General features: G+C 58.6%; 13 protein-coding genes. 6 read left to right on the forward strand and 7 right to left on the reverse strand.

Annotated features, from left to right (window positions below):
- Positions 1-86 precede the first annotated feature (86 nt).
- The gene (locus tag KW849_RS15905; protein ID WP_218430305.1) at positions 87-1214 is read right to left on the reverse strand and encodes a branched-chain amino acid ABC transporter substrate-binding protein; all 1128 of its coding nucleotides are present in this window, start codon (positions 1212-1214) and stop codon (positions 87-89) included.
- Positions 1215-1566: 352 nt separating this feature from the next.
- Between KW849_RS15905 and KW849_RS15910 the strand changes: the two genes are divergently transcribed.
- Complete coding sequence (locus KW849_RS15910; protein ID WP_218430306.1) at positions 1567-1872, forward strand: DUF2288 domain-containing protein; 306 nt, start codon at positions 1567-1569, stop codon at positions 1870-1872.
- A 295-nt stretch (positions 1873-2167) separates the two neighbouring features.
- Here the strand turns inward: KW849_RS15910 and KW849_RS15915 are convergent, their stop codons facing one another.
- Positions 2168-4363 carry a hypothetical protein gene (locus tag KW849_RS15915; protein WP_218430307.1) on the reverse strand — a complete coding sequence of 732 codons (2196 nt, stop codon included), beginning with the start codon at positions 4361-4363 and terminating at the stop codon, positions 2168-2170.
- Positions 4364-4560: 197 nt separating this feature from the next.
- Between KW849_RS15915 and KW849_RS15920 the strand changes: the two genes are divergently transcribed.
- Positions 4561-5457 carry an NAD(P)-dependent oxidoreductase gene (locus tag KW849_RS15920; protein WP_218430308.1) on the forward strand — a complete coding sequence of 299 codons (897 nt, stop codon included), beginning with the start codon at positions 4561-4563 and terminating at the stop codon, positions 5455-5457.
- On the opposite strand, the gene KW849_RS15925 is transcribed toward KW849_RS15920, so the two are convergent.
- Both KW849_RS15925 and KW849_RS15930 read right to left on the reverse strand, forming a co-directional pair.
- Entirely contained in the window at positions 5414-7630 is a 2217-nt protein-coding gene (locus KW849_RS15925; RefSeq protein WP_305729721.1) for a bifunctional diguanylate cyclase/phosphodiesterase, read from the reverse strand. The two genes, KW849_RS15920 and KW849_RS15925, sit on opposite strands and share 44 nt — an antisense overlap.
- 148 nt (positions 7631-7778) lie before the next feature.
- A complete protein-coding gene (locus KW849_RS15930; RefSeq protein ID WP_218430310.1) occupies positions 7779-8144 on the reverse strand; it encodes a YkgJ family cysteine cluster protein in 366 nt (121 codons plus the stop codon).
- Positions 8145-8412: 268 nt separating this feature from the next.
- Between KW849_RS15930 and KW849_RS15935 the strand changes: the two genes are divergently transcribed.
- Entirely contained in the window at positions 8413-9762 is a 1350-nt protein-coding gene (locus KW849_RS15935) for an MFS transporter (RefSeq protein WP_218430311.1), read from the forward strand.
- A gap of 141 nt (positions 9763-9903) precedes the next feature.
- Here the strand turns inward: KW849_RS15935 and rapA are convergent, their stop codons facing one another.
- A complete protein-coding gene (gene rapA / locus KW849_RS15940) occupies positions 9904-12750 on the reverse strand; it encodes an RNA polymerase-associated protein RapA (protein WP_218430312.1) in 2847 nt (948 codons plus the stop codon).
- 216 nt (positions 12751-12966) lie between these two features.
- Here rapA and KW849_RS15945 point away from each other — a divergent pair, with 216 nt between their 5' ends.
- The 3 genes from KW849_RS15945 (at position 12967) to ccoM (ending at position 13830) form a co-directional block, all read left to right on the forward strand.
- Complete coding sequence (locus tag KW849_RS15945) at positions 12967-13308, forward strand: aspartate-semialdehyde dehydrogenase (RefSeq protein WP_218430313.1); 342 nt, start codon at positions 12967-12969, stop codon at positions 13306-13308.
- 99 nt (positions 13309-13407) lie between these two features.
- Positions 13408-13569 (forward strand): hypothetical protein, encoded by a 162-nt coding sequence (locus KW849_RS15950; protein ID WP_218430314.1) that lies wholly within the window; start codon positions 13408-13410, stop codon positions 13567-13569.
- 144 nt (positions 13570-13713) lie between these two features.
- Entirely contained in the window at positions 13714-13830 is a 117-nt protein-coding gene (gene ccoM / locus KW849_RS31695) for a cytochrome c oxidase subunit CcoM (RefSeq protein ID WP_305729722.1), read from the forward strand.
- 192 nt (positions 13831-14022) lie between these two features.
- Here ccoM and KW849_RS15955 read toward each other — a convergent pair whose 3' ends face one another.
- Positions 14023-15498 carry an inorganic phosphate transporter gene (locus tag KW849_RS15955; protein WP_218430315.1) on the reverse strand — a complete coding sequence of 492 codons (1476 nt, stop codon included), beginning with the start codon at positions 15496-15498 and terminating at the stop codon, positions 14023-14025.
- A 377-nt stretch (positions 15499-15875) separates the two neighbouring features.
- Entirely contained in the window at positions 15876-16076 is a 201-nt protein-coding gene (locus KW849_RS15960) for a hypothetical protein (protein WP_007986337.1), read from the reverse strand.
- Positions 16077-16446 lie beyond the last annotated feature (370 nt).

Genomic DNA, 16446 nt, shown 5'->3' on the forward strand with positions numbered 1-16446 from the left:
GGATCACGCCAGCGCGGCCCAATACGTTCGTAAAATAAAGCCCACGGCACGCCGTGGGCTTTATTGGCAGTCAGTCAGGCAACGCCTTACTGAGGCTTGGCTTCAGTTTTAGGTTTGCCGAAGTGCCACTCGTAAACCACAAATTTGAAGTCTTTCAGGTCGCCCTTGGCGTCGAAGCTCAGGTCGCCAGTCGGGGTCTTGAAGGTGCCGGCGTGGATGGCTTCAGCCACTTTGACGGAGTCTTCGGACTTGGCAGCCTTGATGCCTTCGGCGATCACGGTCACAGCCGAGTAGGCCGGGAACACGAACGGACCGCTCGGGTCTTCTTTCTTGGCTTTGAACGCGTCAGCCAGGGCGACGTTGGCCGGATCCTGGTCGAAGGATTTCGGCAGGGTCACCAGCAGACCTTCGGAAGCGTCCTTTGCGATCTGCGAAATGGAGTCGTTACCCACGCCTTCCGGTCCCATGAACCTGGCTTTCAGGCCTTTTTCCTGGGATTGACGCAGGATCAGACCCAGCTCCGGGTGGTAGCCGCCGTAGTAGACGAAGTCGACGTTGGCTTGCTTGAGCTTGGAGATCATCGACGAGAAGTCTTTGTCGCCGGCGTTGATGCCTTCGAACACGGCAACTTTCACGCCTTTGCCTTCCAGGGTTTTCTTCACGGCGGTGGCGATGCCTTCACCGTATTGCTGTTTGTCGTGCAGGACGGCAACGATTTTCGGTTTTACGAAATCGGCAATGTAGTTACCGGCGGCAGGGCCCTGGGCGCTGTCCAGGCCGATGGTGCGGAACACCATTTTGTAACCGCGGCTGGTGATGTCCGGGCTGGTGGCAGCCGGGGTGATCATGATCACGCCTTCGTCTTCGTAGATGTCCGAAGCCGGTTGAGTGGAGCTGGAGCACAGGTGACCGACCACGAACTTGACGCCATCGTTGACGACTTTGTTCGCGACTGCTACCGCTTGTTTTGGATCACAGGCGTCATCGTATTCAACGGCTTCGAGTTTCTTCCCGTCTACGCCGCCCTTGGCGTTGATCTGCTCGATGGCCATTTTGGCGCCACTGAACTGCATGTCGCCGTATTGGGCTACAGGGCCGGTTTTAGGGCCGGCGATGCCGATCTTGATGGTGTCAGCTGCGAACGAATGGCTGGCAACCCCGGCCAGAACCATAGCGGCAAACAGTTTGGAAATCTGCTTAGTAGCCTTAGTCATAGTGCTCCACTCTTACTGTTGTAGTTTTTATAGTCCTGGCGCCGATGGCAGCAGAACCGGGTCAGATATCCACGACATCCCCCCGGAAATGCCCCCCGGCAACTGTACCGGTACAGTGTAGAGCGCCGATTGTCAGCCTGGGAAGGCGGCGCCGGGGGGCAAAACCTGCAAGTGTCGCTTTATTGAAAGAAAAAGACAGAATTGCGGCGGGGGTGTTGAAGGGCTTATAGCCGGATTCAGTGCATTCCCTGGCTTTACTGCGCTTTTCATTTCGGTCACTCAATTGCATCCGGGTTTTTCTGCCAGACCAGCGACGTTATCATTCGCGTCGATTTCTTTTCCGGACAGTCCCATGAATCAAGAACCTAGCACCCTCTATGCCAAGCTGCTTGGTGAAACCGCATCTATTACCTGGAAAGAGCTGGAGCCGTTCTTCGCCAAGGGTGCCCTATTGTGGGTCGATCCCGGCCTGGATTTGATCGCCGCCGCCGAGGCCGTGGCTCAGGATGAAGGGCAGAAAGTGGCTGCCTGGCTGGCCGACGACAAGCTCGCCAAGCTGTCTGAAACACGGGCGCTGGATCTTTTTGAACGTGATCCACAGTTGTGGGCCGTGGTTGTTTCGCCGTGGATTCTGGTCCAGGAAAGGGCGCAGGCTTGAAATGGCGCACCTGTTTGGTGCGTTCTTTTCAGGGGGGAAAGTGTGTAGCCGGGTAGCGTGATGGCATGTTGCCGTGGAGAAAGGCCACAGCTTCACGGTGACGTAAACGTAACGGGAACAGTTGAGAGGACAACTGAACGGCTGCTCAATTGTTTCTGGATGTTGGATAAAAGATCAAAAGATCAGATCAAAAGATCGCAGCCTTCGGCAGCTCCTACAAAGGCGTGCTGCGGTGTCATGTGAACCGCAGCCCGTAGGAGCAGCCGAAGGCTGCGATCTTTTCAGGCATACCTCATCAAGCCGTCTTGCCCGTATGGTTATTCAACGAAATGACCTTGGTCTTGCCAATGCGGTGACGGTAGATCTCGCGCAGGTATTTGATCGATTTCTTCACGCAATCCCGGGACAGGCGGATGTCGTTGATCGAGACGAACTTGTCCTTGTCGTTGATCAGCTCACGGTACTTCTTCTCGTACATCGGCTTGATCGCGTACCAGTTGGTATCGAGGATCTTCGCCGGGTTTTCGAATTCGTTGAGCAGCTCGTCGATCCGGTCTTCATCGAACTGTTCGTTGATGATGAAGTCCAGGATCGAGTTGTCCAGGGTCTCGTCGAAGCGGTACGGGTTTTTCGCGAAGCAGCGCTTGATGAAGGCCACGATCAGTGTCAGGAAGTCGTCCGACAGGCACGGGCTCTTGGCGATCAGGGTGGTCAGCGACAGGTTGGCCGAGGCACCGATCACCAGCGCGTAGCGCTTTAGCGTGGTGTTGGGGAAGAGGCTGTTGAGGTGAGTCTTCAACCGGTTCAAATCCATGTAGGACAGCTTGTAGTCCTTGGGCAAGGAAACGATCGACACCACCGACGAGCAATTCTTGAAGAAGTGCAGGTCATGCAGGGCCGCCGCGTCGTACCCCGAGTTCTTGTACTGCTCCAGCGATGCGCGATAGCGCTTGGACTCGATCGGCAACAGGCTGATGCCTTCGATGGCCTGGGTGACCTTGTTGAAGTGCGGCAGGTCGATCGAACGGAAGAACAGGTCGTCGATGTTCAAGCGCTGCGGCTCTTTCTCGAACACCTTGAATTTGTCGCTGCTCGGCGGCGGGGTTTCCGGCACCACGGACTCTGCGTAGGCAATTGCCACCGGGCCGGCCAGGCTCATGAACAGGTCATTGGCGTCCAGGCGGATGGTTTCGCCGATGTCGATGCCAGCGCGACGGAAATAGTTCTGGTCGTAGTCGGTGGTCACCGCCTGGGCCGTGAGAATGTTGAAGATCTGCTGTGAGATGTATTGGTTGGCATGCTTTTCCATGGCATTGACATCAATGTTCTGGATATTGCCGTCATCGTTCTCTTCGGCGTAACGCATGATGTCGTTGGAGATCAACATCATCGCGTTCCATGGGCGAATGCGGCCCATGACGCTGGCTTCGCTGCTGTCTTCGTTGGCGAAGTTGTAGGAGAAGTCCCACTCTTCCGACAGGTATTTGCACAGCAGGCGGCCGGCGTTGATGTGCAGCGCCTCGGACATTTCACTGCGGTGATCGGAAATGTTCGGCAGTACGCATATGCCACTGGTGAAGATCGGTTCGAAGACGAAGGCGTGGCCGCTCTTGCTGTCGTGCTCGTCCATCGGTTTGGTGTCGAACGTCTTGTTCATGTACGAGTGCTGTTGGGCCAGGCCGAATTCCGAGGCCATGCCCGAACCGGTACCGCCACCGGCACTGAAGATCGAGAAATACAGGCGCGACTGGTTGGCCTTGATGCCGCAGCTGTCGATCAGGTACGAGTGGATCATCTTCCAGTCAGGGCTGGAGAAACGCTGGGTGTCCTTGTTCAGGATGATCTTGGCCAGGTACTGGCCGAGGATCGGCGCGTTACCGGCACCACCGGCGTGGACTTCCGACAAGTCCATGATTTTCATCTTGCTGTAGTCGCGCAGGAAACCGCTTTTTTCGCCCTTGCGCGAGAAGCGGATGCGTCCGGCGATGTCCTTGTCCAGGTCGCCGAGCATCACCAGTGGCTCGACCAAAAACACCGGCTTGGTGTTTTTGTTCTGGCCCAGGCGCAGGTTGTTGCGGATCCACTGGGCCGGGCTGTAGCCCTTTTCGGCAAAACGCTTGTCTGGCGACAGGCGATCTTCGTTGTTGAATTCGTTGAGGTAGAACTTGCGGGCGTTGTACACCAGCTCCGCCACGTCCAGCGCAATGTTCGAGCCGCAGCGGCCCAGGCCGATCAGGCACACCGACGGGAATTCCTGATCGTTGTGCTGTTCGCTGTCGCCCTCCAGATGCGGTGCGCGCGGGAACACCATGTCGCGCAGACCGTCGAGGTTGTCGAGGATGCGGTCGGTGTTGGTTTCGGTGAAGTACAGGTATTGCTGGGTTGCCAACGGGCGCGATTGAATCAATGGCTTCGGTGATGACGGGCTGTTGGCCGCGGGGCTCAACGTCAGATCGGTTACCGCAGTGGCCGGATTGTTTTTAGAAGTCATTGTTCGCCATCTACCTGGGCTGATTGGTTGGCCGACTCGCAGTCGTCGAACCGTCACGGAATACAATCGCGTCTTTTTTTCAGCGCGTACCTGGACCATGCCTTGGTCCTTGGCCTGAGCATCACTCGGCGTGAATCCTTTCCTGAGTCATGATGGATCGGCCAATATTCGGTGATCTTTAATCTAAAGGAGGCAAAATGATGTCAATGCTACCTGCGCTGGGGTTTGCCGGGATCGGCCTGATGGGGTTGCCGATGTGCCGGCGCCTGTTGGCGGCGGGTTATCCGCTGGCGGTATGGAATCGCAATCCGGACAAGTGCAAGCCGCTGGTGGAGGCTGGCGCACGCCTGGTCGCCAGCCCGGCGGAACTGTGCCAGCACGCGGACGTGGTGATGTTGTGCCTGGCGGATACGTCGGTCGTACGCGAGGTAGTGTTTGGTCCGGCAGGCATTATCGAGGGGGCAGAAAAAGGCCAGTTACTGGTGGACTTTTCCAGCCTGGAGCCTAATGCCACGCGGGAAATGGCCGCAGAACTCGCCGGAAAAACCGGCATGGGCTGGCTCGACACACCGGTGTCCGGCGGTGTGGTCGGGGCCGAAGCCGGGAGCCTGGCGATCATGGTGGGTGGCGAGTCGGAGGATCTGGGTCGGGTTCGTCCCGTTCTGCTGAGCCTGGGGCAACGTGTGACGCACATGGGCGGCGTCGGGGCAGGGCAGGTGACCAAGGCGTGCAACCAGATGATCGTCGCCTGCAATGCCTTGGTGATTGCCGAAGCGGTCGCGTTGGCGGAACGTTCCGGAGTTGATGCCAGCCTGATCGCCGAAGCGCTGGCCGGCGGCTTTGCCGATTCGAAACCGTTGCAGATCCTGGCCCCGCAGATGGCTGAAAACCGTTTCGAACCGATCAAGTGGCACGTGCGCACGTTGCTCAAGGATCTGGATACAGCGGTAAATTTTTCGCGAGAGCAAGGCTCGGCGACACCGATCAGCGGCCTGGCCGCGCAGTTGATGCGCCTGCATGGGAGTCAGGGGTTCCTTGAAAAGGACCCCTCTACATTAGTGCAGATGTACCGTGAGCCAGGCTCAGCGTCGTGACGGTGCAGGCATGTTCGCGCTGATTGATTTCGTTCAGCACCGGATGCAGTTCGGCCAGCGGCACCGGCCGACTGAGCAAATAGCCCTGAACGAAATCACAGCCATGGTTTTCCAGGAACTGATATTGCTCGAAGGTTTCGACCCCTTCGGTGACCACTTGCAGGTGCAGGGTATGGGCCATGACGATGATCGCCTGGACAATCTCCATGTCCTGTGTGGCCTTGGGGATGTCCTGGATGAACGAACGGTCGATTTTCAGTGTGTTGAGCGGCAAGCGCTTGAGGTAGGCCAGGGATGAATAGCCGGTGCCGAAGTCATCGATCGACAGCGACACGCCGAGGGCACGAATCTGTCGCAGCAACATCAGTGTGTTGGCGATATTGCCCATCAAGGCGTTTTCCGTGACTTCCAGTTCCAGCCGTTGGGGCTCCACACCGGCGGCCCGCAATGCGGACTCGATTTCATCGGCCAGTTCAATGCGCGCCAGGCTCAGGGGCGAGCAATTCACGGCGATCTTGAGGTCTGCACAACCCTGGCGCGACAACGCGCCCAGATCCTGGCAAGCCTTGCGCAGCACCCAGTTATCCAGTTCGGCGATCAGGCCGTTGGCCTCGGCGATGGCGATAAAACGATCCGGCACCAGGAAACCATGGACCGGGTGTTGCCAGCGGATCAAGGCTTCGAGCTTGCTGACCTGACCGGTCTTGAGGTCATAGATCGGCTGGTAATAGAGCATCAGGCCAGTGTCTTCTCGCAGGGCATGGCGCAGTTCTTCTTCCAGTTGCAGTTCCAGTGTGGCGCGGGTTTTCAGGTTGGCGCTGAAAAAGCTCAGGCCGTTGCGGCCACGGCCCTTGGACTGATACAGCGCAAGGTCGGCGTTCTTCAGCAGTTCTTCACAGGTCTTGCCATCCTCCGGAAACAGGCTGATGCCGATGCTGGTGGTCATGACCATGCGCCTGCCGGCCAGTTCGATGGGCTCCTTCATTTTCAACATGATGCGTTGGGCCATATGCCGCGCCTCTTCACGATCATGCAGGTCGATGAGCAGGCAGAACTCGTCGCCGCCAAAGCGTGCGACCACATCTTCGTGACTGCGAACCGAACTCTTGATGTGCCCGGCAAGCACTTTGAGCAGTTCGTCACCGGCATCGTGGCCAAGGCTGTCGTTGATCCGCTTGAAATGGTCGATGTCCAGGAACATGACCGCCAGCATCCCGCCTTTATTGGATTTCTCTATGAGTTTTTCGGCAAAGACCTGGTTGAATCCGCGGCGGTTGATCAGGTTGGTCAGCGCATCGTAGTGCGCCACCTGTTGCAGTGACCTGCGCGCCTGGTCCAGCTGGCTGAGCAGGGAGTTGACCCGTTGCAGGTCGTTGTCCTTGCGTTGCAGTTTCTTGTCCGCCAGCGCCGCGCTGATGCTGCTGCCGATGATCAGCAGGGTCATGACCGCCACGGTCAGTGCCAGTTGCAGTTGGCTATGATCGCCGCTTTGCGCTGGCAGGCTGCCTTCGGGCAGCACCAGGTTGAAGGCGGCCATGGCCGTGAGGTGCATACTGAGGATGCCAGCCCCGAGCAACAGGCTGGCGCAGTATTTGATGAGCTGATGCAGCATGCCGGCGCCGTCGCGCAGATACCATGCCAGTAACAAGGCTGCCAGTGCGGCACCGATCGCGATCGCGATGGAAAGGGCAAACAGGCCCGGATGGTAATAGACCGAGGCATTGGCGTGCATGGCCGTCATGCCCACGTAATGCATGGTCGCGATACCCAGGCCGATCCCGATCGATGCCGTGAGGCACCGTCGCAAACTCAGTTCGGGAAGGCTGAGGGTATGCATGGCCAGCCACGCGGCGAGCAGCGCGATGGTTAGCGAGAACACCGTGACAGGCGGTTGGTAGTGAAGAGCGATAGGCGCCTGGAATGCCAGCATCCCGACGAAGTGCATGGCCCAGATACTGCCGGCCAGGCATCCGCTGCCAACCCAGCGCCAGAGCGTTTGGGAAGCGGATTTTTCAGCGTGAGCAACCCGTTCGGCCATGTCCAGTGTCGCGAAGCTGCCGACACAAGCGACCAGATAAGCCAGCAACACCAGAAAAGGGTCATGTGTGCAATTAAGTATGACCTGCCCACTCTCTGGTAGCTCGGTAAGGAAATGCAAACCAGGCCACTCCATAGCGCGCCCCATCGTTATCCTTCAGGCCGGCGCAAGGAGCGCCAGCGAATGTCCTGGAGTATAGAGGGCGTGGATGGAGCGCAAGCGATAGTGGCATGTTGATGTCAAACATTTTGATATTAGCTTAATAGCGATTAGTGCTAACACATCAGGCGATGTGCTTCTGGGGCGTCTCGAATGCGGGTTGCAGGGCCGGCAAGCCGAAAGCGGCACGGGCCGCGTCGCAATCGGGATTGGCCACACCATCGACCCATGAAGCGTCGAACTCCCGGCAGGTGCTGGAGCGATTTTCGTAAATCGAGCACTGCACCGTACTGCCCACGTCTCCCACCAGGCTGGTGCAGCGCACGGGTTTGCAGCCGGTGCCGAGCATCGCGACCCGACTGGGGCTGATCTGCTCGACAAGCTCATCGGGTACTGTTCCCCCAGACGAGGCGCATTCACCCCAGAAAAATGACACGCGAAAATGAGAACAGCAGGCACCGCAATTCAGACACGGACTGGCTTCGGACATGGGCGATTATCGTAAGGAGGGGTGGAGACACAGGGGGGAATCAAGGCCGCTATTCTAGGCTTCGCCAACGGCTTGGGAAGGGGGGGAGAAAGGTATTTTTCAACGACCGGACGGACTGCGAAATACCCGCCCTGCGAAAGCTCCTACAGGTTGCGTCCCATGGGTTGGTATCAGCCTGGCGAATAATGAAAGACAGGTGTGGCCGCCCTGTCTAGATTGCAAAGTCCGGGGGCAGTGACGCCCCAAAAACAATAAAAGAGACGGACCCATGCAGAACTCGACCCAAGCGGCCAATGCCTGGCGCATCCTGTTCCTGTTGTTCCTGGCCAATCTGTTCAATTTTTTCGACCGCACCATCCCGGCCATCATCATCGAGCCCATTCGCATGGAATGGCACCTCAGTGATTTCCAGTTGGGGATCATCGGTACGGCATTCACCATCGTCTACGCCATTGCCGGCTTGCCATTGGGGCGCATGGCCGATACCGGCTCGCGCAGCAAGCTGATGGGCTGGGGGCTGGCGGTATGGAGCGGATTGACCGCCGTCAACGGTATGGTGGGCAGTTTCTGGAGTTTCCTGATCGTGCGCATGGGCATCGGTATCGGCGAGGCCAGTTATGCGCCTGCCGCCAACTCGCTGATCGGCGACTTGTTCCCGGCTCACCGCCGGGCTCGCGCCATGGGCATCTTCATGCTCGGGCTGCCATTGGGGCTGTTGCTGGCGTTCTTCACCATCGGCGCGATGGTCAAGGCCTTCGATAGCTGGCGCGCGCCGTTCTTTATCGCAGCGGTGCCCGGGCTGGTCCTCGCGATCTTCATGTTTTTCATCAAGGAACCGAAACGCGGCGCCGCCGAGAGCGTTCAGGTTTCGCAGGAAAAGATCGATCGACCGATCCGTCGGGTATTGGCTGTGCCGACCTTCCTGTGGCTGGTCATGGCCGGCCTGTGTTTCAACTTCGCCACTTATGCCTGCAACTCGTTTCTGGTGCCGATGCTGCAACGCTACTTCCTCATGCCGTTGCAGGAAGCGGCGGTCGCCACCGGGGTTATTGTCGGCGTGACCGGGTTGGTCGGCCTGACCCTCGGTGGCTGGATCGCGGACAAGATTCACCAGCGGATTGCCAACGGGCGGCTGTTGTTTGCGGCCTTCAGCCTGGTGATTTCGACGGTCTGCACCGCGTGGGCGCTGCATTCCGGGCGCATCGAGATCGGTGTGTTTGTCGCCGTATTCAGTGTGGGCTGGCTGTTCGCCTACAACTTTTATACCTGCGTGTACACGGCGATTCAGGATGTGGTCGAGCCGCGGTTGCGGGCGACGGCCATGGCGCTGTTCTTTGCCGGGCTGTATCTGTTGGGCGGCGGTTTGGGGCCGGTGGTGGTCGGGGCCTTGTCGGATCACTTTGCCCACACGGCGATGCTGGCGGCCGGTGCCGGGCAGATGACCGAAGCCTTCAAGGCGGTCGGCCTGCACGATGCGATGTACCTGATTCCGGTGGCGCTGTTGTTCACCGTGGTGTTTCTGGTGCTGGCTTCGCGGTGTTTTGTGCGCGATGCCAAGCGGATGAAGGAAGGGTTGGTGGGGGTGGTTGAGCCTGAAGGTTCTGCGGTGACTGCTTAAGATCAAAAGATCGCAGCCTTCGGCAGCTCCTACGCTAATCCTTGTAGGAGCTGCCGAAGGCTGCGATCTTTTGATGTTGATCTAAAACAAAAGGCCCGCATCGCTGCGGGCCTTCTTTTTTATAGCGGTGCAGGAGGGTTGTTAACCCGCCACCAGAACCCGAATCGCTTCCAGTCGCAGCGCAGCCTTGTCGAGCATGGCCAGGCCTTGCTCGCGCTGTTTGCGCAGGGCAACCAGTTCGCTGTCGCGTACGGTCGGGTTGACCGCTTGCAGCGCGGTCAGACGTGCCAGTTCTTCTTCGGTATCGGCGGCCAGGCGACGCTGCGCCTCGGCGACACGTTCAGTGTGACGGGGCAGGATCTTCGCTTCACCGGCGTTGATCCGTGGCGTCAACTGGTCACGCTGGGCCTGGATGAACTTGTTGGCGCTGGCACGCGGCACGCTTTCAAGCTGATCGTTCAAGGTTTCGAACGAAACGCGGGCCGACAGGTCGTTGCCATTGGTATCGAGCAGGCAGCGCAGGGCGGCCGGCGGCAGGTAGCGGCCCAGTTGCAGTGAGCGCGGGGCAACCACTTCGCTGACATACAGCAATTCCAGCAACACGGTGCCCGGCTTGAGTGCCTTGTTCTTGATCAGCGCCACGGCGGTGTTGCCCATCGAGCCGGACAGGACCAGGTCCATGCCACCCTGAACCATCGGGTGCTCCCAGGTGATGAACTGCATATCTTCGCGAGACAGCGCCTGGTTGCGGTCGTAGGTGATGGTCACGCCTTCGTCGTCGCCCAGCGGGAAGCTGGCGTCGAGCATTTTTTCGCTGGGCTTGAGGATCAGCGCGTTTTCCGAATGGTCTTCACTGTCGATGCCGAAGGCGTCAAACAGGGTTTCCATGTAGATCGGCAGCGCGAACTGATCGTCTTGCTCAAGGATATCCTCCACCAGCGCATCGCCTTCGCCCGCGCCACCGGAGTTCAGCTCCAGCAAGCGGTCACGGCCGGTGTGCAGCTCGTCTTCCAGACGCTCACGCTCGGTGCGGGCTTCGTCGATCAGCGCTTGCCACTCGCCATCGTCGGCCTCTTCCAGCAGCGGCAGCAGACGCGGGCCGAACTGATGCTGCAAGGCGTTGCCGGTCGGGCAGGTGTTGAGGAATGCGTTCAGTGCTTCGTGGTACCACTGGAACAGACGCTCTTGCGGGCTGGTTTCCAGATACGGCACGTGCAGTTCGATGATGTGCTTCTGGCCGATCCGGTCCAGACGACCGATGCGTTGCTCCAGCAGGTCCGGGTGGGATGGCAGGTCGAACAGCACCAGGTGATGGGAGAACTGGAAGTTACGACCTTCACTGCCGATTTCCGAGCAGATCAGCACTTGCGCGCCAAATTCTTCATCGGCGAAGTAGGCGGCGGCGCGGTCACGCTCGAGGATGTTCATGCCTTCGTGGAACACCGTGGCCGGGATGCCGGAACGCACGCGCAGGGCGTCTTCCAGATCCATGGCGGTTTCGGCGTGGGCGCAGATCACCAGCACTTTGGTGCGTTTGAGCATCTTCAGCTGATCGATCAGCCACTCGACGCGGGGGTCGAATTTCCACCAGCGTTCTTCTTCACTGGTGTCCGGTTGGGCCTGGAAGCTGACTTCCGGGTACAACTCGGCGTGATCGCCCAACGGCAGTTCGAGGTATTGATCCGGGCACGGCAGCGGGTACGGGTGCAGCTTGCGCTCCGGGAAACCCTGGACGGCGGCGCGGGTGTTGCGAAACAGCACGCGACCGGTGCCGTGGCGGTCGAGCAGTTCACGCACCAGGCGCGCGCTGGCTTCGGTGTCGCCATCGTTGACGGCGGCCAGCAGGGCTTCGCCTTCGTTGCCGAGGAAACCGTGGATGGTCTTGTGGGCTTGCGGCGACAGGCTTCCCTTGTCCAGCAACTCCTGAACAGCTTCAGCTACCGGGCGATAGTTTTCGCTCTCGGCGCGGAAGGCTTGCAGGTCATGGAAACGGTTCGGGTCGAGCAGGCGCAGACGAGCGAAGTGGCTGTCCTGGCCCAGTTGTTCCGGGGTGGCGGTCAACAGCAGCACGCCGGGAATGGTTTCGGCAAGTTGCTCGACCAGCGAGTATTCAGGGCTGACCTGATCTTCGTGCCACACCAGGTGGTGAGCTTCGTCGACCACCAGCAAGTCCCAGCCGGCCGCGAACAGCGCGTCCTGGGCGTTCTCGTCGTCCACCAGCCACTCGAGCGCGACCAGCGCAAGTTGGGTGTCTTCGAACGGGTTGCTGGCATCGCTTTCGATGAAGCGCTCTTCGTCGAACAGCGCGACCTGCAGGTTGAAACGGCGGCGCATCTCGACCAGCCACTGGTGCTGCAGGTTTTCCGGAACCAGGATCAGCACACGGTTGGCACGGCCCGAGAGCAATTGGCGATGGATCACCAGGCCGGCTTCGATGGTTTTGCCCAGGCCTACTTCGTCGGCCAGCAGAACCCGTGGTGCAATACGGTCGGCGACTTCGCGGGCAATGTGCAACTGGTGCGCGATCGGTTGCGCACGCACACCGCCCAGGCCCCAAAGGGAGGACTGCAACTGGCGGCTGGTGTGTTCCAGAGTGTGATAACGCAGGGAGAACCAGGCCAGCGGGTCGATCTGGCCGGCGAACAGACGGTCGCTGGCCAGGCGGAACTGGATGAAGTTCGACAGTTGGGTTTCCGGCAGGGTGACCACTTCGTTCTGCCCGTTGAGGCCGTGGTAAACCAGCAGGCCATCAATGTCGTCGACTTCGCGGACGGTCAGTTTCCAGCCTTCGAAGTGAGTGATGGAGTCACCCGGCGAAAACCGCACGCGGGTCAAAGGCGCATTCCGTAGCGCGTACTGGCGGGTGTCGCCAGTGGCCGGGTAGAGCACGGTCAACAAGCGACCGTCCTGTGCCAGAACGGTGCCTAAACCCAGCTCGGCTTCGCTGTCACTGATCCAGCGTTGCCCCGGTTGATACTGCTGCGCCATGCTGCCTGACTCCCACCTGAAAAAGCCGGCTATCTTAACGGAATGAGGGCTTCAGGGCCAAAGGACTCTCAGAAAAACTCACAGTCTTACGTTAGTCCACCTGTGCATGGTGCGCCGCCAGGTGCACTAATGAGTGCCAATCGGGTCACAGTTTGCGACCGATGGCTCAAGTCGCCATCCCCGCAGCCGACAGCCTGCTGACAGGAGACCGAAACCATGCTGCCACCGATGCTCCCCCTGAGTGCCGTGCCGATCACTTCGCAAACCGACCCGATCCGCCAGCGTCCGGACATTCCACCGGTGGTGCCGGTGCAGGAAAGCTCCAGTGAAAGCACCATCGACCTGCAAAAGCGCAACCCTGAAGAGGATGGGTTAGTGCTGCGCGAGGAACAGCGCCGCAAGCACGAGCAGCAAAGACGTCGCCGCGAGGCTGATAATGACCCCAAGGCTCACCTGGCGATTCCCGGCGATGAACTCAATGCCGACAACACCGTGCCGGTAGCGCCGCTGATGGAAGATCAGCCGAGGCAGGGGCTATGGGTCGATATAGAGATTTGAGCGCAGGCTGGTCAGCGCGGCCTTCAGGCCGCATTATTGGCACAGGGTTGCCGAACGCTACGGTGGCTGAAATTCATTTCAAGCGATGCACTGACTGCCATGAGCCAAGACGACAAACTGATTGACCTCAACGCTGAACGCGCCAAACGTATCCATGACCTCAATGACAAGCGGCTCAATGAAGTTCGCCAGGCGTTCGAACAGGCCATGCCATTGGGCAAGGCCAGGAAAAAGCCGAAAAACAAACCGAAAAAGCGCTGAAATCCCCCGGCATTCATTGATGCGGGTCAAACTTTTCCCTTCCTCTTGCCCAGTCTCGGGCGACATTGATCCCGGTCAATATTCTCTCCTGCCCGTTTGGTTAACTTAGCCCTATCGCAACAGGTCAAGTGCAGGAGACGCGTCATGTTTTTCGACAACGTGGTGATCGCCGGAGTGCTGACTGTCGGCCTCATGTTTGTGTTTTTTGCAGGGTTCGGACTTTTTATCTGGAAGGATTCGCACAAGCGGAAAAAACCGTAGTTCTTTCTGGATGTAATGAGCACGCAAGGCATTTTGGGCAACTTCGGTTGCCCTTTTTTTTGTCTGCAGATTTGTACGATATTCCCTGTAGGAGCAGCCTGCGGCAGCTCCTACAGGGGGAGTGTGGTGTTTTGGCAGCAATAAAAAAGGCGCGTTCCTTGCGGAGCGCGCCTTTTTTGGTTTGGCTGCTTATCAGCTGCCAAGGGCCTTCGAAGCCAGCCAGAACAACCCGGCCGACAGGGCCACGGTGGCTGGCAGGGTCAATACCCAGGCCAGCAGGATGGTTTTGACGGTGCCGCCTTGCAGGCCGCTTTTGTTGGCGACCATGGTGCCCGCCACGCCCGAGGACAGCACGTGGGTGGTGGAAACCGGCAGGCTGAAGATGTTCGCCATGCCGATCAGGCTGGCGGTGGTGATCTGCGCCGACATGCCCTGGGAGTAGGTCATGCCTTGCTTGCCGATCTTCTCGCCAATGGTCAGTACCACGCGTTTCCAGCCGACCATGGTGCCCAGGCCCAAGGCCAGTGCAACCGCCAGGATCACCCAGAACGGCGCGTATTCGGTGGTGGTGGTCAGGTCTTTGCGCAGCTTGTCCAGGTCGGCCTTTTCACGAACCCCGAGCGTTGGCAACTTGCTGACTTTCTTCGCGGTGTCGTCCAGGCAGAGCAGGTAGCGACGGACTTCGATACGGCTTTCCGACGGCAGCGAGTGATAGTCGGCTACACCCTTGAGGGTGCCCAGCAGGGCGGCGATGGTCGGTTCGGTCTGTTGCGGGTTGCAACGGAATTTCTCCGGCAGATCGCCATCCAGGCTCTTGCCCAGGGCCAGGAACTCGCCCAGGGTTTCGGAATTACGCTGGTAGAACTGGCTCAGGTGCAGCGTGGCGTCGCGAGTCCGCTCGATCTGGTAGGTCGTGCTGTTCAGGTCGAGGACGAACTGGGCCGGCACGATACCGATCAGGACCAGCATGATCAGGCCGATACCTTTCTGGCCATCGTTGGAGCCGTGCACGAAACTCACGGCCATGGCCGAGATCACCAGTACCAGGCGATTCCAGAACGGCGGGTGTTTCTTGTCATCGATCTTGCGGCGCTGTTCCGGCGTCTTGTGCATCTTCGACAGCGGACGCCACCATTTAAGACCGATCAGGATCAGCGCGGCGATCAGGAAACCGGCCATTGGCGAGAACACCAGGGAAGCGCCAATATCGATCGCTTTGTGCCAGTTCACACCGTCAGCCAGCGGAATATCGTTGATCAGGGCGTTGGCCAGGCCGACACCGAGGATCGAACCGATCAACGTGTGGGAACTGGAAGCGGGAATACCGAAGTACCAGGTGCCCAGGTTCCAGGTGATGGCGGCGGCGAGCAACGAGAACACCATGGCCAGTCCGTGCCCGGTGTTCACATTGATCAGCAGTTCTACCGGTAGCAGGTGGACGATGGCATACGCCACGCCGACCCCGCCCAGCAGCACGCCGAGGAAGTTGAACACACCGGAGAAAAACACCGCCAGGTGAGGCGGCATGGCTTTGGTGTAGATAACGGTCGCCACCGCGTTAGCGGTGTCATGAAAGCCGTTGATGAACTCGAAGGCGAGGACAAAGGCCAGGGCGAGCAAGAGGCTCACAAGCACCCAAGCATCCAGTCCGCTGAATAAATCGATCATGAAGGTTTTCTGACCCGGTCATAAGGGGGCGCGATTATGCCAGAAAAGACTGCTAATCAATGCACTAGCTGCTCATCGGTAACATACTTCAACGATTTTTTTTGCCGCAGCACCTGAAAACCCACGGTTTTGCTGTGTTTTATAAGTCATTGATTTTATAGAAAAAAGATATCGTCACAAAACCTTCACGACCCGGTAAGGGGTGCTTGAACGGTTGTGAGAAAAATCTGAGAAATAGGTCAGATACCGGAAATCTGCCTGACTCGACGACGGTGATGGCCGCTGCCCGCTCATGGCGGGCGCGAAAGGCAACATCAATACACCCCCGCTTTTAACGGGTGCAGAGGCAGGCCTTTGTAAGGATCAGGCCAAAGCAGTCACGGCTCTTCGGCTTTGAGTTCCTTTTCCATTTTTTGAAGTTCTTGCTGGAAAACCTGGTCCTGAACGGTGGCGCGTTTACGCCAGGGTTTGCGTTCCGGTTCGGGTTGAGCGGCGTAAGTGGTGACTTCTCCGCCGTAAACTTCCTTGTAGCGTTGTTCCTGGCGCTCTAGTTCCGCGCGCAGTTCGTCTTTCGTCACAGTGCTACCTGATTGAGTTGGGATAAATTCTGGTGAACACGCGCTGCATCAAATCGATTGATCACGTTCGTCGAATGGACAATGCCCGTCAAGGCATCGTTTTGGCAACAGGGTGATCAATACTTCCATGTCACAGGCGGCCACGGCACCAGATATAAACAGCTGACGTAGCTTCAGTTTCCTGTATCGGCAAGCGCACTGGCAAGGTGGTTCAATGCGAGTCTGGCGCTTGCAACGGGCAACGGCGATGGAACATCGCATTGCCGGGCAGCGGGTTCGGCAAGTAAAAAACCGAAGCGCTACTGAATTGTATTATAGCGGCCGATTTGAAGAACACTATCTCCAAAGAGTTAAAAGCGGATCCCGGTGT

This window comes from Pseudomonas sp. PDM26, assembly GCF_019219185.1.
Taxonomy (GTDB): Bacteria; Pseudomonadota; Gammaproteobacteria; order Pseudomonadales; family Pseudomonadaceae; genus Aquipseudomonas.